The organism is Streptomyces rapamycinicus NRRL 5491 (genome assembly GCF_024298965.1).
Classification (GTDB): Bacteria; Actinomycetota; Actinomycetes; order Streptomycetales; family Streptomycetaceae; genus Streptomyces; species Streptomyces rapamycinicus.
Window position 1 is genome coordinate 9,712,588 of record NZ_CP085193.1, and the last position, 20,872, is coordinate 9,733,459.

A 20,872-nucleotide genomic window follows, 5' to 3' on the forward strand; every position below is an offset into this window, starting at 1 on the left:
CAGGACTTGCGCGCCTGCAGGACGCGGCCGCCGTCCCGCAGCTTCCCGGCCCCGGTGGCTGCGCTGGGCGTGCACCACGGTAGGACCGGCCCGACATAGAGGCAAATAGTGGCAACGTATAGTCTGCATTGACATCTCCTATGTCATGTCGAAGGTTGGACTCGAATGAACCTGCGCCAGTACGAATACGCCCTGGCCGTCGCCGACGAGGGCTCCATGACAGCGGCAGCAGAACGCCTGCGGGTCACTCAGCCCTCTCTGTCGCAGCAGATCGGCGCCTTGGAGAAGCACCTCGGGGTGCAGCTGTTCACCCGCACCCCGAGCGGGGTGACGGTGACGGTGGCAGGGCGGGCTTTCCTCGTGGAGGCGAAGATCGCGACGACCGCATCCCGGCGTGCCATCACGGCCGCCCGCGCCGCCGACGGGGAACTGGCAGGCGAACTCATCATCGCTGTCCACATGGGACTGGGAGCACGCCAGCTGCCCCAGGTATTGGGGCAGCTGCGCGATCGCCACCCGAAGCTGCAGGTGACTCTCCACGAGGAGCCCGATCCCGCGGACATGGAACGACTGGTCCGCCAGGGAACCCTCGACATGGTCCTCGTGCACCACATCCCGGCCGGGTGCACCTTCGACATTCACCCTCTGGGCGAGGAAGCCTACGTCGCCGTCTTGCCGAAGGGGCACCCGCTTCTCTCGGACGGCGCCCCCCTGCGCCTGGAAGACCTGGCGTCAGAGGGGTGGATCCGGTTCCGGCGCGCCAGCCTGCTCGATGGCTACCTCGCCCGCCTGCTCGCCAACGCGGGCCTCAGCCCGCACACGGTGGCCCGAGCGTCACAGATCTCCACCGCGGTGCGGCTCGTGGCGCAGGGCTTGGGCGTCACCGTGGTCCCGGCCTCGGCCATCCCCGAAGGCTTCGAAGAACTGGCCTGCCCGCTACAGCCCTCCCTGACCGAGCCCGTCCTCGTCGGCGTGCGGCGCAATCCGGGTTCGGCAGAGACGGCCATGCTCGACCATCTCAACCAGCAGAACTGGTGCGGTACAGGACTCCTCTGTCAGCCCGCAACTGTTTGAGCGTTCACTTTCCACGTTGCACCAATATGGAACGACGTCGGGCCCCGAAGCCATTCACGATGCCGCCCTGTCTCCACCGCTCGCTTTTTGAAGAGCTCCAGGCCGTCACTCCGGGAAGTTCCGAGCGCAAGCGGCTGCTGGACCACGTGACCATTGAATTGGTGCGACATTCAGTCGCTGAGGAAGAGCATCTCTATCCTGCCGTCCGCGAAAAGCTGCTGAATTGGCGAAGTCGGCACCCGACGTTTTCTGGCGCACCCACGAAAAACGTCTTGCGGCGCTCGCCAAAGTGGCGACTGAGCCTGGATACACCCCTGGAAGTTGACTGATCCTTCCCTCGGTCGGCGGGGCCCTTACCTGGCCGGTCTGCCGCTCGGAGGTCGCGGTCGACCACTCGCGTAGTGCGGGATCGATTTCCGCTGGCGTGAGAGTCCTCCCGCGTACCGGCGCGGAATGCCGCTACGCCGCCGATGCTGCGGGCGGCGTAGCGGTTCAAGGGGCCCCACCTGGGCCCATGCGGTTATGCGGGCAGATTCCCAGCCTTCGCCACGTGCGCCTCTGCGGCGCGGGCGAGGCGTTCGACCCAGTCCTGGTGATAGCGGTAGAGCGCACCGGGATGCTTGCGTCCGAGTTCCTCGAGGAAGAAGGAACCCTGCTGCGTTTCCTCGGTCAGTACGTGGCAACCATCATCCGTCGGCGTGATGACCCAGCCGTGGTACGCGCTCGAACCGGTTTCGTCACCGTCGACCACCGTCTCCCACGAGAGCCTGCTGAAGGACTCGTATTCCGTCACCCTCAGACTCATCGGAAATCCAACCGTCACCCGGCTGTACTCGGTGCCGAGCGCCAGTGCCGGCTCACCACTGAGGATCTTGACCTGATCTTCGGGAGGAAAGTAGCTCGACCAGTTCTCGGCATCGACGAGCAGTTGCCATACCACTTCCGGTGGTGCCTTCACATCGATGTCATTGAGTGCGTAGATAGCTGACGTCTTCGGGTCATACCGCTCGGGCCAATTCACCTTGTCGTACATCGATCGTTTCTCCTTCTTGGACCTTTTGGAGAGCACTTTCGATGCGCGTCAACTGGCGGGCCTGAGGATTGATTCCCCTGTCGCCCGGGCTTTGGCCTTCGTATCTTTTATGGCTCCCCCTCAGCCAGTTGATGGCACCTCCGCCAGCTGATTCCGTACGTCGCGAGGCACCCGTACGCCGTGGTCGCGCAGGTGGGCGAGGAATCGGGTGAGGAGGGGGTCGGGTTCGGCGGACGTCACCGCGACCAACTGCCTGACCCACCGTGGGGTGAACGAGCGCACCGCGCCGGGGAAGCCCGCGCTGACCGCGCTGACCGGGCTCACCGCGATTCCCAGCCCGGCGGCGGCGAGTTGTGGTGCCGCGGTGGTCACCGAGGTCCGCATCACCGTCTCGGGATGGACTCCGGCACGGGCCAGGGCCCCGTCCAGCCAACCGCTGAGGCCGTTGTCCGGTGCGAAGTGGACCAGCGGCGCGCCTTCGAGGTCTTCCAGACGCACGGCCGGCCGCTCGGCCAGCGGGTGGCCGGCGGGTGCGGTCAACACGATCTCCTCCTCGGCGACGGCGGTGATCGTGAAGTTGCCCGGTGGGGAGCCGGGCAGCAGCGCCACGTCGACCTCGTCGGAGTCGACGAACCGGAGCAGTTCGTCCATCGCGGTGGACTCGCGCAGGGTGATCGCCACTTCCGGGTGGCGGCGGTGCCATCCGTGGATCACCGGGGCGAGCAGGGCGACGCTGAGGCTCTGTGCGCAGGCCAGCCGCAGCATTCCTCCGGCGGCCTGACCGGCCGCACGCGCTGACCTGACCGCGGAGGCGGCCGCCTCGATCGCCCGCCTGGCGTCGGCGACGGCGGCACGCCCCGCGGGGGTGAGCTTGACCCCCCGGGGTTCGCGGCGCAACAGGGCCGTTCGGGTCTCGCGTTCCAGCGAGGCGATCTGATGGGAGACGGCGGGCTGCGAGGAATGCAGCAGCAGTGCGGCCTGGGTGATCGATCCGGTGTCCGCGACCGCGACGAGGCACTCCAGCGCGCGAAGAGAAGCCATTCGTCAATTTTATAGCAGACCCTCGGAACATGATTGTTGTCGAGGGAAGACCTGGAGGCCCCTCGTCGCTGAACCCCCGTGACAGCTTCTCGCCCCATGGCGGTCGAGAAGGCGAGCACACGGTGAAGGAGGTTTTCATGGCGCGGGCGTTCGTCACGGGCGGTTCGGGGTTCATCGGTCAGGTGCTGGTACGGCGGCTCCTCGGTGAGGGACACGCGGTCCGTGTTCTGGTCAGAAGCGAGGGGTCGGCTGCGAAGGTGTCGGCGTTGGGCGCGGAGCCCGTACGGGGCGAGTTGACCGAACCGGCCACGTGGCGGAACCAGGTGACGGGCAGCGACGTGGTGTTCCACCTGGCCGCCGAGACGGACATCACCGCTGACCGTGAGCGTCATGAGCTGGTGTCGGTCCGCGGTACCCGGGCGGCGGTCGACGCGGCTCGTGACGCGCTGGTTCCCCGGTTCGTCCACTGCGGGAGCGAAGCGGCTCTCCTGGCCGGCGACCCGCTGGTGGACATCGACGAGAGCGCGCCGCTGCGGCCGGACTCCGAGGCCGCCTACTGCGCGGTGAAGGCGGTCGCCGAGCGGATCGTGCTCGATGCGAATGCCCCCGGCTTCGCCACGGTCTCGATCCGCCCGCGGTTCGTCTGGGGCCCCGGCAGCATCCTCACCGAGGGCCTGGTGGCGGCGGCGAGGGCGGGGCAGTTCGCCTGGATCGACGGAGGCCGGCACGCGACCGACGTCACCTTTGTCGACAACGCCGTCGAGGGCCTTGTACTCGGATGGCGGCACGGTCGGCCGGGACAGGCCTACTTCGTCACCGACCAGCACCGGGTCGTCCTGCGCGAGTTCATGGAGGCGTTGTTCGGGATCTACGGCGTCGATACGCCGATTCCCGACCTGGACGCCGGGACCGCCGCCCGCGAGGTCCCCGTACCCGCTCGGTGGTTCCTCGGGCAGCCGTGCCTCCTGTGCACGGACAAGGCCGTGGCCGAACTCGGATACAAGCCCATCGTTTCCCATGGCGCCGGTCTGGACGCCGTCAGGAACTCGGTGGCCGCCGGTGGCGCGTGAAACACCACACGCGCAACCGGCACACATGAGGGTTCATTCAAAAGGAGAATTGGAATGAAGATCGTCACGATCGGAAGAGGAATGATCGGCGGAGGTCTGGCCGGTCTGTGGCGGGCCGCGGGCCACGATGTCGACGAACTCGGCCGGGACGGCGGGGACGCCTCTGACGCGGACGTGGTCCTGGTGGCGGTTCCCGGCGACAAGATTTCCGACGCCCTGAGCAGGGTGTCGGGGATCGAGGGGAAAATCGCGATCGACGCGACCAACATCATGCCCGCGCGGCATGGCGATTTTCCGTCGTACGCGGATGAGGTGAAGTCCTTCACCCGCGGTCCGGTGGCCAAGAGTTTCAACATGAACTTCGCGGGCCTGTTCGGCGCGGTGCGCGAGCAGCGGGTGCGGCCGAGCAACTGGTATGTCGCGGACGAGGGCGCCCGCGAGGTCACCGAGCGGCTCATCCGTGACGCCGGCTACGACCCGGTGCGCGTCGGGGATCTCTCACGGGCCCGCGACTTCGAGAACGCGGTCTGGCTGCTCATGGGCATCCAGCCGGTCGGCGGCGTCTTCTACCGGTTCGCCGTTCCCGGCGAGCTCTGATCGAATCGATTGATCCAGCGGGGACGTTCCGCGTGGGCGTGTGCGTGTGCGCCAATCGGATCACCGCGGCGGCGAAGCCGTGACCTGGCGGAGCGCGCGAGATCACACCTGCGTCGGGAGCCGGAAGCACGATCGTTTACGGCATCCCCACCAGGTCAGGCAGATCGTGGAGGCCGCCGCACAGGTCGTCCTGTGCGGCGGCCTGCATCGACGACGGGTCCTACTTGTTGTCGATGCGTCCGGTCGGGTCGGCGGCTTCCGCGAGGGACACGGCCGGACCATGCTGCGGCCCGCGCCGGCTTGCGGTTATCGCGTTGCGGTGGCCAGTGCCGCGCGGATGGCGTCCTCGCCGGCCGACTGGCCCTTCTCGTTCGAGAACGGCCCGTACGGGGTCCCCCACACCGGCGTGCCCGTCGCCTGTCGCCAGCTGTCGGCCAGCGCTCCCGCGTCCACCACGCCGTACCCGATGGATTCGATGAATCCGGTCACCGCCGCCTTCGCCGACACGGAGTCCCCGGCGATCGGCAGGTACGAACGGTCGGCCGCCCCCGCCGGGCGGGCGAGTGACAACAGGTGCTTGAAGAAGATGTTGTTGAACGCTTTCACGAGCATGGCGTCCGGGGTGTACCGCAGCAGCAGCTCGCTCGAGGTGAGCGACTTGCTGTCGAGCTCGGGGATGTGCCCGTCACGCTCGGGGCCGTAGTTGCACGTGTCAATGACCGTCTTCCCGGCCAGTGGCGCGGCGGTCAGGTCGGGGAAGGACTTGACCGGCACCGTGACCACGACGATGTCACCGGCCGCCGCGGCCTCCCCGCTCGTCGCCGCGGACGCCCGCGGCCCCAGTTCCGCGGCCGTGTCCGCGAGCGTTTCGGGACCGCGCGAGTTGCTGAGCACGACCTGGTGCCCGGCCTCGACGGCGAGCCGCGCGATGGTACTGCCGATGTACCCGCTTCCGATGAATCCCACAGTCGTCATACTTTCGACGTCCTTCCAGAAGAGCCGAACCCTTGTCATCAGCCGGACTCGTTGCGGTCCGGGTCCCCGCCGTCAGCCGGCGGGGAAGTAATGGCCGTTGTCCAAATCGGCGAGCAGGCCGGGCTGATCGGGTTGCCAGCCGAGGGTCCGGCGGGTGATGAGGTTGGACGCCGAGTAGCTCTGCGTGACGATGTTCGCGAGGAACCCGAAGTATCCCGGCACCATCAGGACGTCCGCGGGAACACTCACGACGGGCAGGCCCAGACGGCTGCCGATGGCTTCGGCGATCTCGCGGAACGGGATGCCCCCGTCCCCGACCGCGTGCCAGTATTTGCCGGCCGGTCCCTTCTCCAGCGCCAAGCGGAACACGGAGGCGACATCGCGGGCGTGCACGGCGTTCCACAGGTTCGCGCCGTCCCCGGGGTAGCCGACGACGCCCTTCTCCTTCGCGAGCGCGATCAGCGTGGGGAGGAAGCCGGCACGATCGGTCGTGCTGTGCGCGATGTTGGCGATCCGCACGACCGAGGAGCGCACTCCCCGCTCGGCGAGGCCGATCACGGCCCTTTCCACGACGTTACGGACCCGCAGGGTGCCCTTGTGCTCATCGCCGCCGGGAAGGGCCGGGTCCTCCTCGATGGCCGGCCGGCCCAGGTGCTGCCCGGGCGAGCCGATGCTCCCCGCTGCGACCAGCGGCCTTCCGGTTCCCGCGAGCGCCTCGCCGTACGCGAGCATGATCGGGAGCTCCGCGGCGGCCACGGCGTCGATCCCGCCGGAGGAAAGCAGGTCTTGCCTGTGCGCGACGTGGATGACGCCGTCGGAGTCCGCGGCCGCCTCCTTGAGCCCATCGAGATCCTGGAGGTCGCCGCGACGCACCTTCGCGCCGAGCGCGGACACCGCCGCCGCGGCTGTGTCCGACCGGGCCAGGCCGGTGACCTCGTGCCCGGCGGCGATGAGTTCGGGGATGATGTACGAACCGGAATGGCCGGTCCCACCAGCGACGAAAACGCGCATCTTACTGTCCTTCTGTCCTTGTGAAGGTAGGTGGAGGGGCTGCTCTTCTCGTGCCGCAGACCGACTGGCGTGATGTGGCGCGAGATGTGGTGGCGCGGGTGCGCTCAGCCGAGCATGGTGACGCCGAGGGAGAAGTTGGCGTGCTTGACGGAGTGGCTGATGAGGCCCAGCTCCAGCAGGCCGACGTTCTCCAGTGCCCGTGCCATCGGCAGTTCCCCGGTGTCCATCGGACGCAGCCCCAGGCTCTCGATGAACGCCGACACGCGTGCCTTTGCCTGCGCGTCGTCGCCGGCGATGAACACGTCCAACGGACGACCCTCGGCCGGACCGGCCGCCAGCACATGGGAGAACAGGGTGTTGAACGCCTTGACGACATGCGCGCCGGCGGGCGCGGCCTTGGCGATCTCCTGCGCGCCGGAACTGCCCTCGGGGGTGACAAAGCCCTGGAAATCGGAGGTGACGGGATTGGTGACGTCGATGATGACCTTGCCCTGCAGTGCGTCCCCGTACTCACTCACCACCGCCGCCGCGCCGGCGTACGGCACGGCGAGGACAACGATGTCCCCCGCCGGGGCGGCGCCCGCCGTCCCGACAGTGGCGCCGCCGAGCGCGGCGGCCAATTCCCTGGCCTTGGCCGGTTACGGCCGATGATCTCCACGGCGTTGCCGCCGGCGAGCGCCCGGGCGGCCAGGGCGCGGGCCACGTTCCCCAGGCCGATAATGCTGATGCTGCTCATTGGTGTGCCTGCTTTCTGAAGCTGGAAAGGACGCCATACCTCGTCGCCGACGGCTGGGTCGTCGACGACGTCGAATGACGCGATGGGCGGCGCTCAATTCCTGATGTGCTCGTTCAGGGCCTGGGCCCTGCTACCAAATTCCGCTGTCGAATTCTTATGCCGAATTCGCTTCGGCCCATTAGGTATTCAGGTTGCCATTTGGCCTGAGCGGGTGTCCAAGACCTCTTTCAACCGTGGTGATACCTTGGAGGCATCACCGGGCCGGGAGGTGCCATGGATCTGGACCTGCGCAAACTGCGTTACTTCGTCGCCGTGGCCGACCAGTTGCACTTCGGCCGCGCCGCCGAAGAGCTGCATATCGCGCAGCCGGTGCTCAGCCGGCAGATCCGCGCGCTCGAGCAGGACCTCGGCGCCTCGCTGTTCACCAGGGACCGCCACGGCGTAGCCCTGACCGACGCGGGCCGACAACTGCTGGCCGACGCCGGCCCGCTGCTCGCCTCCGCGTACGCGGTCCGCCGCCGGGTGTCCGTGGCCGCCCGCGGCAGCCAGCGGCTGGTGGTCGGTTTCCGGGCCGGCATCCCGGTCATCCCTGCGGCGCGGGCGTTCGAGGCCCGGCACCCGGACGTGGTCGTGGACGTGCAGCGGATCGAATGGGACGACCAGGCCCCGATGCTGCTCGACGGCCGCATCGACGTCGGCTATGTGCGGCTGCCCATCGACGAGGCCGGTCTGCGCGTCGCCCCGCTGTACACCGAGCCGCGGGTGGCGGTGCTGCCCGCCGGCCACCGGTTGGCCGGCAAGCAGGAGGTCACCGAGGCCGACGTGGCCGGCGAACCACTGGTCTGGCATGCCGACCCGAGCACGCAGCCCACCAGGCGCCCGCACCCTGACGCCGGGTACCTGGTGCGCGGGGTGGACGAGACGCTCGAGCATGTCGCGGCCGGCCGGGGCATCTCGTTCCTGGCCCGTTCGGCGACCGTGTTCTACTCACATCCGGACGTCACCTATGTGCCCATCCCGGACCTGGCGCCCGACCAGGTCTGCCTCGCGATGGCGGCATCGCGCACCTCGCCAGTGGTCGATGACTTCTTCACCGCGGCTCAGGCAACGGCCCAGATCACCGCAGAATGCGGGAACTATGAAATGTGGCAACTTGCGAGCGGTGCCGCTTCAAAGCGCAGTTGAGCAGTCCGGCTGACAACACCAGCGCCAGCAGCGGGCACGCGGCCACAACAGTGATGGCTGGTCTCAGGGCCGGAGGTATGCGGCCAGGACATGGCGGGCGTGAGCTCCGTCGAGGATGAGCAGGTGGTCGAGGGCTTCTCGGCGGAGGGTGCCGATCACTTGTTCGCAGTGGGCGTTGGCCTTCGGCGCGCGGGCCGTCGTCTCCACGGAGTGGTCACACGTGTCATGTCGTGTCCGTCACGAGTCTTGCCGCTCTTCCGTCCGGGGCAGTACGCTCCCCACAGAATTGAAGTTAGTTCAACCCCTGCCTTCGCGCCCCATCCGGCGCCCGGGTCGCCGTGGGACGACGACCCTCACGGCTGTCCGACCCGACCCACCACGCGCAGCGTCGCGCCAAGGGGAGCCGCACATGTCCACCCAGTTGACGGATCCTTCGCTGTACCGCCTGTCCGAGTCCGCGGCAAGACGTCCACGACGGCCGCTCTTCGGTCACGTCATCAATCATGAGCCCGTCGCCTCGCCCGACGGGGCGACGAGGTCCAGCGTGTGGATGGAGGTGGGGACACCATGACGCCGACAGTGGAAGCCGACTGGGTGGTCGTCGGTGGCGGCAGCGCCGGGAGCGTGCTGGCGGCGCGTCTGAGCGAGGATCCGGCCAGCGAGGTCGTGCTGCTGGAGGCCGGGCGCGACTGGCGGCCCGCCGACGCCCCACCGCAGTTGCGCAGTATGAACGGCTGGCGGGCGCTGGACGAGAAGGCCTGCGCGGAGTTCCAGTGGCCAGGTCTTACGTCACGGCGCAGCCGCGCCCAGGCGCCGCGGCCGCATGTGCGCGGACGGGGCCTCGGCGGTTCGTCGTCGGTCAACGGCATGATCGCCTTCCGGGCCATGCCGGACGACTACGACCGGTGGGCGGCGTACGGCTGTCCCGGCTGGTCGTACGCGGACATGCTGCCGTACCTGCGACGCATGGAGAGCGACGCGGACTTCGGGGACCGCCCTCACCACGGCGATCACGGACCCATACCGGTGCAGCGGCTCGGCCGCGAGGACTGGGGCCCTGCCGACCACGCGCTCGCCGAGGCCGCGCTGGGACGTGGCCATGCCTGGTGCGACGACCACAACGGGCCGGCGGGGACCGGTGTCTCGCCGTACGCCATCAGCTCTCGCGACGGTGCGCGGGTCACGACCAACGACGGCTACCTCGAGCCGGCCCGACAGCGCCCCAACCTGCGGGTGTTCGGAGGCGCGACGGTGGACACGGTGCTCGTCCAGGGCGGCCGGGCCGTCGGGGTGCGGGTGCGCCGGGGGAACGACTGGACGGAAGTTCGTGCCCAGCACGTTGTCCTGTGCGCCGGAGCGGTGCACTCTCCGGCGATCCTGCTGCGGTCCGGTATCGGGCCGGACGGCCCGGTGGCGGCGCTCCCGGTCGGTGAGGGGATGCAGGAACATCCTCTGGCGCTGTTCTGGCTGTACGCCCGGCCCGGGAACCATCCCGACGTCGATGCCCGGCAGACCAACTGCTGTCTGCGCTACTCCTCCGGACTGGAGGGAGCGGGTGAGAACGACATGATGATCGCCTCGATCAACCAGACGCTCGCCCTGCCGGACCCCGGCGACTCGCACCTCGTCGCGCAAGGCACCGGCGGAACCTGGGGCGGCGCAGGTGGCGGCCACACCGCGGGCGGTCCTGGCCTGCTCTGTCTGTGGGCGAACCAGCAGTTCTCGCGCGGTGTGCTGCGCCTGGCCTCCGCGGACCCGGACGTGCATCCGGTGATGGACCAGGATCTGCTGAGCGACCGCGCGGACCTCGTCCGGATGCGTGACGGCGTCAGGCACTGCGTGGAGTTGCTGCGCAGCGGACCGTTCGACACCGCCTTCGAGCACATCGCCATCGACATCGCCGGCCGGGGCCTCGACGCGCTGTCCGACGACGCGACGGTCGACCGCTGGCTGATGGAGACCATCGGCGACACCGGCCACATCTGCGGAACCTGCCGCATGGGCGCGCCCGACGACCCCCGTACGGTGGTCGATCCGTCCGGCCGCGTCCTCGGCGTCGACGGGCTCTGGGTCGCCGACGCCTCCGTGTTCCCGGAGGTGCCGCGGGCCAATACGAACCTGCCGACCATCGCCGCCGCGGAACGGCTGTCGGACCTCATCCGCGGACGCCTCGCCGGCCCCATCGCGGGCGAGAGCGCCGTCACCCCAGCGTAGTCGCGATCATGACCGAAGCCGGAGGGCCCATGGCCGCATCACATCTTCCATTGGCCGCCGCGCCGCTGGTCGTCGGTTCGTCGACGTTGCGGAACCGGCTGGTCGCCACGGCCCACGCCAGCGGTTTCGTACGGGACGGGCTGCCGGTTGGTGGCGACGCCGAGTACTGGGGCCGTCTGGCAGCCGGTGGCGCGGCGCTGCTGGTCTGCGGTGGTACGACGGTGGCGCCGGAGTCCGCGCCGCGGCAGGGGAACATCCTCTCGCTCCATCGTCCGGAGGCGGTCCAGCCGCTGCGGCGGCGGGTGGAGGCCATGCATGCTGAAGGCGCGGTCGCCGTCTGTCAGCTCGTTCATCTTGGCCGGGAGACGCTCGGCGCGCAGTCGTACTACGCGCCGGTCGCTCCCGCGGCCGTGCGTTCTCCCCGTGAGCCGACGGCGCCGCGTGCTCTGCTCGGCAGCGAGGTCGACGAGGTGGTGGAGGCGTTCCGCGTATCGTCCGCCCACGCTCTGGAGGCGGGGTTCGACGGGATCGAATTGCACGCCGCTCACGGCTATCTGCTGGAGCAGTTCCTCTCGCCGCGGACGAACCCGCGCGGTGACGGGCTCGAGGTGCTGGGGCGGGTGATCGCGGCGGTTCGCGGGCTGTCGGCCGACGCGTTGCTGGGCATCCGTTTCAGCGTCGACGCCTCGGAGGACGTGGCGCTGACGCCGGACGAGCTGGCCGTCCTGCTGCCGGCCGTGGATCCGCTGGTCGACTACGTCAACGTCACCGTCGGGGTGCGGACCACCTACGTCCGTGACATGGCCACCGAACGCCCCCCGGTGCTGGACGATCTGGCGCGGCTGCGGCCACTTGTCACCCGGCCGCTCGTGGCGTCCCACGCCTTTCGTACCGCTTCCGCGATCGGCGAGGCCTTGGCGGCCGGAGCCGACCTGGTGGGGATGGCGCGCGCACTCATCGCCGATCCGGACCTGCCGCGCAAGGTGCTCACCGGACGTGCGGCGGAGGTCCGGCCCTGCGTGGCCTGCAACGAGGACTGCCGGACGTTCGACCCGGTGCTGCTGTGTGTGGTCAACCCGGACCTCGCGCCGCCCGGCGAACCGCGTCGGCCCGCCGCACCGCTGGTGCGCGCGTGGGACCAGGAACGCGTCACCGGACAGCGCGTGGCCGTCGTGGGGGCGGGACCGGCGGGCCTGGAGTGCGCGCTGAGTCTCGCCCGCGCCGGGGTGGCGGATGTCGTCCTCTTCGAGGCCGCCGACCGGCTGGGCGGACAGCTCGCCACGGCGGCTCTGGCGCCCCACCGCACCGGTTGGGCCGCGCTGCTCGGCTTCTACGAACGGGGGCTGTCCGCCGCGGGTGTCGACGTACGTCTGGGGCGGACCGCGGGGCCGGGCGCCGAACTCGAAGGATTCGACGCCGTGGTGCTGGCCACGGGCGCGGTGGAGACATCGCCGCTACTGGAGACTGGGGCCATGGCCTCGTCGGTCGCGCTGGCGCGGGGAGTTCCGTCGCTGGCCGGTGCCGCGCAGGTGCTCGTGGCAGACGACGGGTTCGGCTGGTGGCCGGGGTGCGACGTCGTGGAACTGGCCGTAGCCGCGGGGGTTCCCCGCATCACCTTCGTCACGCCGGGAACGGCCTTCGCCGGGGCGATCCCGCCCGAGAGCCGCGTCCAACTGCTGGAACGTCTTTCGGGCACCTGCGAACTTGAGATCCTGCCGTTGTGCACGGCGACCGGCATCAGTTCCGAAGGCGTCACCGTCGCTCACCGCACCTCCGGAGGGACCACCACCGTGCCCGCGGACCGGGTCGTCGTGGTGGGGGAGCGCCGCCCGCGCTCCGCCCTGGACTGCGCCGCCCCCCTGGTACTGACGGTCGGCGACGCCGTGGTTCCGCGACGTGTGGCGCACGCGATCGCCGAGGGGCGGGAGGCCGCGGTCAGAGTCGCCACCGCTGTACGACAGCGTATGCCGCACAGCCGGGCTCGACCGTTGCGCCCGGTCATACCAAACTGATATTGGTTCAACATGGTTCAATTCATGCGCATGAACGATGACAGCGGAAAGGTCGTGTCATGACGCCCGTCACGGTGGTACCGGCATGATGCGGACTGGACGGGAGATCCGGGTCAGGACGTATCCGGCCGGCAGCGTCAGCCCGGACGACTTCGAGGTGGTCGAGGTCCCTGTGCCCCGGCCCGGGCCGGGGCAGGTGCTCGTACGCAACACGTGGACATCGGTGGACCCCGGCCTTCGGCTGCGGCTGCGTCCCGACGCGCCCTCCGGCTACTTCGCCGCATTCGCTCTCGGCCGCGCCATGGACGGCATCATGACAGTGGGGGAGGTGGTGGAGTCCCGGGCCGAGGGCTTCGCCCCGGGTGACGTGGTGTGGCACGCCCAGGGCTGGCGCGACTACGCGGTGGTGGACGCGGGTGCCGAGCAGCTCAGCGGACTCGGCACCCTGACACGCCTGGACGTCGATGAATGCGAGCCGCAGTGGTATCTCGGCCCGCTGGGCGGTATGGGATTGACGGCCTACGCCGGTCTGCACGTCGTTGACGCGCTACGAGGTGGGGAAACGGTCTGGGTCTCGGCCGCTGCGGGGGCGGTGGGCAGCTTGGCCGTGCAGATCGCACGGCTCATGGGCAACCGGGTAGTGGCCAGCGCGGGCACCGACGACAAGGTCGACTGGCTGCGGGACCGCCTGGGCGCCGAGGCCTTCAACTACCGGGCAGGGAACATCGGGGAAAGGCTGGGCGACATCGCGCCCGACGGAATCGACGTCTATTTCGACTCTGTCGGAGGGCTCCACCTGGAGGCCGCCCTGTCACACCTGAGGAGGGGTGGGCGCGTAGCGATGTGTGGCTCGATCTCGGAGTACGAGTCCGGCCCGGCCGGGCCGCGGAACCTGTTCCTCGCGGTGTCCAAGGACCTGACCCTTCGTGGCTTCCGCGGGAGCGGCAACCTGCGTCTCATGGAGCAGATGCGGCACCGGATGACCGGGTGGCTTCGCAGCGGCGAGCTGGATTATCGCGAGACGGTTTTCACGGGTCTGGAGTCGGCTCCGCATGCGCTGACGGAGATGATCGCTGGCCGAACGGCTGGAAAGACGCTCGTCAGCCTCGGCTGACTCGATGGATGAGGCGAGGCCGCGCGATGGCGACATTCAGTCGGAGGCGCTTCTTCTCGGCCGCCCTGCTGAGCGAGACCGTGGACCTGAGCGGCTACCGGAGGGATATCCCACGGACGTAGGTCCACCTTACCCGGGACCAGTGTTACGTCGAGGAACCGCGGCAGCGATCCATCGCGTTGCTCCGGGCGGAGGTCATCGACCTCGACACCGGTCACCTGGCAATGATCAGCGCGCCGGGAAAGCTCGCCGCCGTCCTCAACACCGTTCACGGCTGAGCTGACCTGATGATGGGCACCGCGCGGAGCTGGCCCACCGGCCTGCTCGCGCATGGCGGCGGCAACAAACGCCCAGCTCAGCGGCTGCAGTGCGGGGCCTTGGCGGCTCGGTAGGTGCGATCCATCCGGGTCCCGGGAGGCCCTGGGCCGGGTCTATGGCAGCTGGTGCAGTGAGCTGAGCGCGTCGTCGTACGAGGCGAACAGCAGGGCGATGGCCATGGCGCCGGGGTCGGGCACTCCGCGCGCGTGGTCGCCCGTATAGCTGGCGCGGCCGCGCCGGGCGCGCAGATCGGTGGTGGCGCGGGCGCCTTCGTGGGCGGCCGCCGCCGCCTGGTGGAGCGACTGGCCGGGCTCGGTGTCCGGGGCGCATTCTGCGAGCGCCAGTGCGGCCGGGACGAGTGCGTCGACCAGTGTCTTGTCGCCGACCTCGGCCTCGCCGACCCGCTGGATGGCGGCCGCGCCGGCGGCGGTACCCGCGGCCAGTTCGCGGGTGCCCGCAGTGGCGGGGTTGGTGGCGACGGCGGTGGCGAGTTCCTGGAGCAGCAGTCCGAACAGCGGGCCGCTGGTGCCGCCCACGTCGTCGAGGAAGACCCGTGCCGCCGTGGCGAGCGGCACGGCGGGGGAGTCCCGGCCGGCGGGCGGGGCGTCGGACAGCGCGTCGAGCGCCCGGCGCACCCCTGCCATCCCGCCCGCGAGATTGGTGCCGAAGTCACCGTCGCCGGCCCGCTGGTCGAGGGCGGTCAGTTCGGGTTCCACCGATTCGGCCGTGGTGGCGAAGCGGCTGAGCCAGGCTGCGGTGGTGTCATACGTGAGGTGGTGTGGGGCGGACGTCGGCGTCGCTGACATGGCGGAGGACTCCTCGGGAATCTGTGGTCGTGCGGTCGGCATCATGTGCGGCGGTCCCGCCGCTCGGGGCCGTTCGGCCGGTCGTGAACGGGTCACAGCGGCCAGGCGGGGGTGCGGGCAGGCGCGTCCCACAGCCGCAGCAGTTCGTCGTCGGTGGCGAGCAGGGACAGCGAGAAGCCGCGCATGTCGAGGGCGCTGACCAGCGTTCCGGTCAGGGACCGGTCGAGGGCGACGCCGGTATCGTCCAGAGCCGCGGTGAGGGCGTGATGGATGCCGTACAGCTCCAGGGAGGTCGTCGCGCCGAGCCCGTTGACCAGGGCGAGCACACGTGGCCGAGGGGTGTCGGGCAGCGCGGCCAGCAGCCGGGTGGTCATCGTCCGGACGAGTTGGCCGAGCGGCATGACGGGGGTGGTGCCCTCGGCGCGCTCACCGTGGATGCCGACGCCGAACTCCAGGACGTCGTCGGGCAGTTCGAAGGCCCGGCCCCCGGTTCCTGGCGTGGTGTGGGCGGCGGAGGCGACGGCCAGGCTGCGGGAGCGCCGGGCCACCTCGGCGCCGAGTGCGGCGAGTTCGTCCAGTCCGCGTCCCTCGTCGGCGGCGGCGCCGAGGATCTTCTCCACGATCAGGGTCGCGCCGGTCCCGCGCCGGCCCACCACGATGTCCTCGGAGTCGGTGGCGAGGTCGTCGTCCACCAGGACGCGGGCGCAGGGTATTTGCTCGTGGGCGAGGCGTTCGGCGGCGATGCCGAAGTTGATGCGGTCGCCGGTGTAGTTCTTGACGATGTGCAGCACCCCGCCGGGTCCGGCGACGGCGCGGCTGGCCTCGAAGATCTGCCGGTTGTGGGGCGAGGCGAAGATCCGGCCGGGGCATGCGGCGTCCAGCATCCCGGCCCCGATGAACCCCGCGTGCAGCGGCTCATGGCCGGAACCGCCTCCCGAGACCAGCCCGACCCGGCGCTCGGGGGAGCGGTTACGGGTGCGCAGATAACCGTGGTCGGGGTGGTGGCTGACGAGGTCGGCGTGGGCGGAGGCGAATCCGGCGAGGGCGTCGGCGACGATCGACTCGGCCGAGTCGGCGAAGTAGCGCGGCATGGTGGTGACTTCCCTGACGAGGTGAGGGCAAGGACGAGGTGCGGGCGGGCGGAGGGTTCCGCTCGACCCCCATGGTGAGGGGAGCGGGCGGGAGGGCTCCGGACGCGCTCATTCCGCGGCGGTGGGCGCACCTCCGGGGCGCCACCGCAGAGGCCGGTGGTCACCGCGCCGCAGGGCGAGGGTGCACACCCCCGACAGCAGTACGACGCCCACGGCGTAGAGGCAGACACCGGTCGGGCTTCCGTCGAAGGCGGTGATCAGCGCGGTGCCCAGCAGAGGTGACAGACCCCCGCCCAGCGTGGCGCCGACCTGCTGGCTGACGGACAGACCGGTGTACCGCAGGGCGACCGGGTAGAGGTTGGCGAACAGCGCGCCCTGGGCGCCGTACATCGCGCCGTGCCCGATCGCCAGGCCCAGCGTCATCGCGAGGGTGATCAGAACCGGGTCGCGGGTCTGGACGAGCAGGAAGAACGGCACGATCAGCAGCGCCTGGAAGAGGGCGCCGCCCACATAGACCAGTCGGCGTCCGACGCGGTCGGAGAGCGCCCCGAACAGCGGGAGGGCCAGACACTCCAGCGCACAGGCGATGAGGATGGCGATGAGCACCGGCTGCTTGCCCACGCCGAGTTCATCCGTCGCGTAGGCGAGCGCCACGACGTAGTAGACGTTGAACAGACCGCTCTCCGCGATCTTGGCGATGATCGAGCAGCCCACCGAGCCCAGATGGCCGTCGGCCAGCCCGCGCAGCGGGATCTTCCGCACCTCGCGGTCGGCGCGCAGCTTCCGGAACTCCGGGCTCTCGCTCAGGGTGAAGCGCAGATACAGCCCGAGGCCGACCAGCACGATGCTGGCGAGGAACGGGATCCGCCAGCCCCAGGCGTCGAAGGAGGTCTCGGACATGGTGGCGCTGAGTACGCTCACCAGACCGACCGGCAGCAGGACCCCGGCCGGGGTCCCGATGTGCACCAGGCTGGTGTACAGGCCCTGCCGTTCACGCGGGGCGTACTCCAGCGCCATGAGCACCCCGCCGCCGTACTCACCGCCCATGCCGAGCCCCTGGATCAGCCGGATGAGGACCAGCAGGATCGGCGCGGCGATGCCGGTGGTGTCGTAGGAGGGCAGGAGGCCGATGCAGAAGGTGCCCAGGCCCATCAGCAGCAAGGTGGTCACCAGGACGGTCTTGCGGCCGAGCCGGTCCCCGAAGTGGCCGAAGACAACGCCGCCGAGCGGGCGGGCGAGATAGCCGACGAAGAAGGTGGAGAACGCCGCCAGGGTCCCGACCGCGTCGTTCACCGAGGGGAAGAAGACGTGGTCGAAGACGAGGGCCGCGGTGGTGGCGTAGAGCGTGAAGTCGTAGTACTCGACGGTCGTGCCGAGGGCGCTGGCGACGGCGACCCGCCGGGCGGCGGTGCGGTCGGCGCCGGGAAGCGTCGTCCGACTCAATGCTGAGGCAGGGGTGAGCATCCGAGTCCTCTCTGATATTTCAGATTCCAGATGCTAGGCTTGCGTCATGGGTTCCGTCCAGGGATCAGCGCCCCGGAATCACCGCAGACGGCGCTCGCGGGGCCGTCGACACACGAGGGAGACAACGTGACACTCGATCTGCACGGGATCATCTCGACCGTGGTGACCCCCTTCGACGGCGATGACCAGGTGGATCTGGACCTGCTCGGCCCCGAGATCCAGTACCTGCTGGACTCCGGCGTCACGGCCATCTGTGCGTGCGGCAGCACCGGTGAGGGCCACGCCCTGTCGGCAGAGGAGAGCGCCGCGATCTGCGCCCGGGTCGTCAAGGAGGTGGACGGCCGGGTCCCGGTGATCGGCGGCGTCATCCAGAACTCCACGGCGGAGGCCATCCGTTACGGCCAGGCACTCAAGGAAGCCGGGGTGGACGCCCTTCAAGTCACCCCGGTCCACTATGTCTTCGCCCCCGACGCGGACCAGACCGTCGACTACTTTCGCCGCATCGGCTCCGTGGTGGGCCTGCCGATCGTCGTCTACAACGTGGTGCCCTGGGCGCTGGTCCCGGTGGACGTCATCGAGCGGCTCGGCGACGTCCCGGAGGTGATCGCGGTCAAGCAGAGCGGCGGCGACATGCATCTGCTCGCCGATCTGCTGCACCGCGTCCGGGACCGCTTCACGATCCTCGCCGCCCTCGACGACCTGCACTACCCGGCGTTCGCCATGGGCGCCCATGGCGCGCTCGCCGCCATCCCCACCGTCACCCCCCGGCTCAGCGTGGAGCTGTGGGAGGCCGTCCGGCGCGGGGACCACGGTGAGGCGCTGCGCCTCCACAACGTCATACTGGGGGTCTGGCGCGCGATCGACGGCCCCAACCTGCCGGCCAGGCTCAAGGCGGCCCTGAAGCTTCAGGGCCGCGACGGCGGCCTGCCGCGCCACCCGTTCACTCCCGCGACAGACGAGGAGCGCGCCGTCATCGCCGACGCCCTGGGGAAGGCCGGTCTGCTGACGGCTCCTTGACCGGACCGCGATCGTAGAAGGTGAGCTCGATGAACCCCCCGACCCCGTCCCCTCCGACCGCTTCTCCGCTCGGCGCGCCCGAGCAGCCGGTGGTGGTGGAAAAGCTGCCCGACCAGATCTATCGCGTGCTACGGCACCGGATCGTGCACGGCCGGATGAGGGCGGGCTCGCGGATCGCCATCAACGACCTCACCGAGGAGTTCGGCACGTCCAAGACGCCGGTGCGCGAGGCGCTCAACCGGCTGGAGTACGACCAGCTCATCATCACCCGCCCCCGGTCGGGCACCTTCGTGGTCCAGCCGACGGCCGACGATGTGGTCGAGGTGTGCCAGCTGCGCAAGGGCATCGAGTGGGTGGCCACCGGTCTGTCGGCCCGGACGATGCCCGAGGCGCTGCTGCGTGAGCTGCGCGAGGAGATCGTGACGGCCAAGCGCCATGCGGACGAGGGGGATTTCGAGCCCTTCTTCGAGAGCGACTTCCGGCTGCACAACCTGATCGTGACCCACGCGGGCAACACCCGCCTGGTGCGGGCGCGCAGTTCGGTCGAGCCGTTCGTCCAGTGGCTGCGGGTCCTGGGCGCCACCGGCCCGCACCGCATCGCCGGGTCCACCCGCCGCCATCTGGAGATCGTCGACGCGATGCTGGACCGGGACGCGGAGGCCGCCATGGCCGCCGCGGCGCTCCATGTCGACGAGGTGCAGCAGTGGACGGTGGAGGACCTCGGCGGCGCGCTGGGCGGCGACTGACCGCCGCGCGCGACGCGCCGGGCCCCGCCGGACAGGGATTGGTCCTGACCGGCGGGGCCTTCGTATGCGCGGCACCGCTGCTTGACAATGAACTCAAGCAACTGCTTGAGTTCATGCCGTGGCACGGGGTGAAAAGACGGATTTGCGTAGGGTGGCCGGTCAGCGCACGCGGGACGGGCTGCTGACGGCCGCCCTGGAACTGCTCGCGGAAAGAGGGCAGGAAGGCCTGACGCTCCGCGAGGTCACAGACCGCGCCGGCGCCAATGTGGCCGCGGTGAGTTACCACTTCGGATCGTTGAACGGGCTGTGCGAGTCGGCGATCGAGCGGGCCTTGGAACGGTACCTGGACGCGCAGATCCTGGCCGTCGAATCCCTTGGTACCACTTCGACACTCCAGGAGCTGGCGGAGGCGTTCGCCCGGCCGATGGTGCGCGCGCTGGGGGCCGGTGGACAAGACCTCGCCGTGATGCGGACCGTGGCGCGCGTCGGAATCGATCCGCCCCAGGGGTGGGGCCGGCTGGCCGGCAAGTTCGACCGGGCCCGCCAGGATGCCCTCCGGGTGCTGATGGTGAACCTTCCCGGAGTCGAGGAGCAGGAGCTCATCTTCCGGACGCGGTGCGCCGCAGGCATGCTGAACTGGCTCGCCCTGGCGCCCATCGGCACCGAACTGGCCGCCATGCCCACCGAGCGGATTGGGCGTCAGCTGATCCCCGTGGTGGCCGGAGCGTTCCACGGATACCCCGTCGTCGGTCGCTGACCAGGCCGGAGACGGTTCTACCCAACAATTCAAATGATTGCTTGACAGGGCTCCCAGGTGTCGGCATGATTCTAATCAATCGATTGATTAACTTCATGGAAGGGAGAGCGGCGATGTCCCCTCACGCAGCAGCCGTGGTAGAGGCGGCGTACCACGCGGCGGAAGGCGCCGTCCTGGACGTCCAGGGATTCAAGGACCTGTTCGCCGAGGACGGCGTGTTCAACAATGTCGTCGCCGGGGAGAGCTTCCGCGGTGAGCACCTGGGCGACCAGGTCGTATCCATGGGCCGGCTGGTGCCGGACATCCACCGGGAGCTCCACCGGTTCCATGTGATGAGCGACATCGTGGCCGTCGAGCTGACCATCGAGGGCACCTTCGCCGGGCCGTTCGAAACACCTGTCGGCGTCGTCCAGCCGACCGGCGCGAAGCTCAGTGTCCCGACCGCCGACTTCTGGTACGTCGAAGACGGCAAGATCAAGGAGTTCAACTGCTACTTCGGCATCAGCGCCCTGCTCGCGCAGCTGGGCGTGCAGCCGGACTTCGCCTCCGCGGTCACGGGGACGGCCGAGGCCGACAGCTGACCAAGCCCGCCGATCACGAGGGACACGAGG

The 20,872-nt window shown here is 69.6% G+C and carries 19 protein-coding genes and 1 pseudogene; 11 read left to right on the forward strand and 9 right to left on the reverse strand.

Annotation, left to right across the window (positions count from 1 at the left end):
- The first annotated feature begins 165 nt into the window (after positions 1 to 165).
- Positions 166 to 1,074, forward strand: a complete 909-nt coding sequence (locus LIV37_RS40790; RefSeq protein ID WP_020872898.1) for a LysR family transcriptional regulator — start codon at positions 166 to 168, stop codon at positions 1,072 to 1,074.
- A 520-nt stretch (positions 1,075 to 1,594) separates the two neighbouring features.
- Here the strand turns inward: LIV37_RS40790 and LIV37_RS40800 are convergent.
- Positions 1,595 to 2,107, reverse strand: a complete 513-nt coding sequence (locus LIV37_RS40800) for an SRPBCC domain-containing protein (RefSeq protein ID WP_020872899.1) — start codon at positions 2,105 to 2,107, stop codon at positions 1,595 to 1,597.
- 120 nt (positions 2,108 to 2,227) lie between these two features.
- Positions 2,228 to 3,148 (reverse strand): LysR family transcriptional regulator, encoded by a 921-nt coding sequence (locus LIV37_RS40805; RefSeq protein ID WP_121823914.1) that lies wholly within the window; start codon positions 3,146 to 3,148, stop codon positions 2,228 to 2,230.
- A gap of 137 nt (positions 3,149 to 3,285) precedes the next feature.
- On the opposite strand from LIV37_RS40805, the gene LIV37_RS40810 reads away from it, so the two are divergent.
- Positions 3,286 to 4,218, forward strand: coding sequence for an NAD-dependent epimerase/dehydratase family protein (locus LIV37_RS40810; protein ID WP_020872901.1), 933 nt, complete (start codon positions 3,286 to 3,288; stop codon positions 4,216 to 4,218).
- A 54-nt stretch (positions 4,219 to 4,272) separates the two neighbouring features.
- Positions 4,273 to 4,815, forward strand: coding sequence for an NADPH-dependent F420 reductase (locus LIV37_RS40815; RefSeq protein WP_020872902.1), 543 nt, complete (start codon positions 4,273 to 4,275; stop codon positions 4,813 to 4,815).
- A 306-nt stretch (positions 4,816 to 5,121) separates the two neighbouring features.
- Here the strand turns inward: LIV37_RS40815 and LIV37_RS40820 are convergent, their stop codons facing one another.
- From LIV37_RS40820 to LIV37_RS40830, 3 genes and pseudogenes are all read right to left on the reverse strand, one after another.
- Complete coding sequence (locus LIV37_RS40820; protein ID WP_121824989.1) at positions 5,122 to 5,781, reverse strand: NADPH-dependent F420 reductase; 660 nt, start codon at positions 5,779 to 5,781, stop codon at positions 5,122 to 5,124.
- Positions 5,782 to 5,862: 81 nt separating this feature from the next.
- On the reverse strand, positions 5,863 to 6,801 hold the full coding sequence (locus LIV37_RS40825; protein ID WP_020872904.1) for an SDR family oxidoreductase: 939 nt from the start codon (positions 6,799 to 6,801) through the stop codon (positions 5,863 to 5,865).
- A 104-nt stretch (positions 6,802 to 6,905) separates the two neighbouring features.
- Positions 6,906 to 7,537: pseudogene (locus LIV37_RS40830) on the reverse strand (NADPH-dependent F420 reductase).
- Between the two features lie 273 nt (positions 7,538 to 7,810).
- Here LIV37_RS40830 and LIV37_RS40835 point away from each other — a divergent pair.
- Positions 7,811 to 8,722 (forward strand): LysR family transcriptional regulator, encoded by a 912-nt coding sequence (locus tag LIV37_RS40835; protein WP_020872907.1) that lies wholly within the window; start codon positions 7,811 to 7,813, stop codon positions 8,720 to 8,722.
- A 63-nt stretch (positions 8,723 to 8,785) separates the two neighbouring features.
- Here the strand turns inward: LIV37_RS40835 and LIV37_RS40840 are convergent, their stop codons facing one another.
- Positions 8,786 to 8,929, reverse strand: coding sequence for an integrase core domain-containing protein (locus LIV37_RS40840; protein WP_020872908.1), 144 nt, complete (start codon positions 8,927 to 8,929; stop codon positions 8,786 to 8,788).
- 360 nt (positions 8,930 to 9,289) lie between these two features.
- Between LIV37_RS40840 and LIV37_RS40845 the strand changes: the two genes are divergently transcribed.
- The 3 genes from LIV37_RS40845 to LIV37_RS40855 all read left to right on the forward strand — a co-directional run bounded on the left by LIV37_RS40845 (position 9,290) and on the right by LIV37_RS40855 (position 14,062).
- Entirely contained in the window at positions 9,290 to 10,936 is a 1,647-nt protein-coding gene (locus LIV37_RS40845; protein ID WP_020872909.1) for a GMC family oxidoreductase, read from the forward strand.
- Positions 10,937 to 10,965: 29 nt separating this feature from the next.
- Positions 10,966 to 12,948 carry an oxidoreductase gene (locus LIV37_RS40850; RefSeq protein ID WP_121823913.1) on the forward strand — a complete coding sequence of 661 codons (1,983 nt, stop codon included), beginning with the start codon at positions 10,966 to 10,968 and terminating at the stop codon, positions 12,946 to 12,948.
- An 85-nt stretch (positions 12,949 to 13,033) separates the two neighbouring features.
- Positions 13,034 to 14,062, forward strand: coding sequence for an NADP-dependent oxidoreductase (locus LIV37_RS40855; protein ID WP_020872910.1), 1,029 nt, complete (start codon positions 13,034 to 13,036; stop codon positions 14,060 to 14,062).
- A 431-nt stretch (positions 14,063 to 14,493) separates the two neighbouring features.
- On the opposite strand, the gene dhaL is transcribed toward LIV37_RS40855, so the two are convergent.
- The 3 genes from dhaL to LIV37_RS40870 all read right to left on the reverse strand — a co-directional run bounded on the left by dhaL (position 14,494) and on the right by LIV37_RS40870 (position 17,741).
- A complete protein-coding gene (gene dhaL, locus LIV37_RS40860) occupies positions 14,494 to 15,186 on the reverse strand; it encodes a dihydroxyacetone kinase subunit DhaL (RefSeq protein WP_020872913.1) in 693 nt (230 codons plus the stop codon).
- Between the two features lie 92 nt (positions 15,187 to 15,278).
- A complete protein-coding gene (locus LIV37_RS40865; RefSeq protein WP_020872914.1) occupies positions 15,279 to 16,277 on the reverse strand; it encodes a dihydroxyacetone kinase subunit DhaK in 999 nt (332 codons plus the stop codon).
- 108 nt (positions 16,278 to 16,385) lie between these two features.
- Positions 16,386 to 17,741 (reverse strand): MFS transporter, encoded by a 1,356-nt coding sequence (locus LIV37_RS40870; RefSeq protein WP_121823912.1) that lies wholly within the window; start codon positions 17,739 to 17,741, stop codon positions 16,386 to 16,388.
- A 126-nt stretch (positions 17,742 to 17,867) separates the two neighbouring features.
- Between LIV37_RS40870 and LIV37_RS40875 the strand changes: the two genes are divergently transcribed.
- From LIV37_RS40875 to LIV37_RS40890, 4 genes are all read left to right on the forward strand, one after another.
- Positions 17,868 to 18,758 carry a dihydrodipicolinate synthase family protein gene (locus tag LIV37_RS40875; RefSeq protein ID WP_020872916.1) on the forward strand — a complete coding sequence of 297 codons (891 nt, stop codon included), beginning with the start codon at positions 17,868 to 17,870 and terminating at the stop codon, positions 18,756 to 18,758.
- Between the two features lie 29 nt (positions 18,759 to 18,787).
- Positions 18,788 to 19,504, forward strand: a complete 717-nt coding sequence (locus LIV37_RS40880; protein ID WP_020872917.1) for a GntR family transcriptional regulator — start codon at positions 18,788 to 18,790, stop codon at positions 19,502 to 19,504.
- Between the two features lie 151 nt (positions 19,505 to 19,655).
- Positions 19,656 to 20,261, forward strand: a complete 606-nt coding sequence (locus LIV37_RS40885) for a TetR family transcriptional regulator (protein ID WP_020872918.1) — start codon at positions 19,656 to 19,658, stop codon at positions 20,259 to 20,261.
- Positions 20,262 to 20,374: 113 nt separating this feature from the next.
- Positions 20,375 to 20,842: an ester cyclase gene (locus tag LIV37_RS40890; RefSeq protein WP_214663136.1), complete on the forward strand. Its 468-nt coding sequence runs from the start codon at positions 20,375 to 20,377 to the stop codon at positions 20,840 to 20,842.
- Positions 20,843 to 20,872 lie beyond the last annotated feature (30 nt).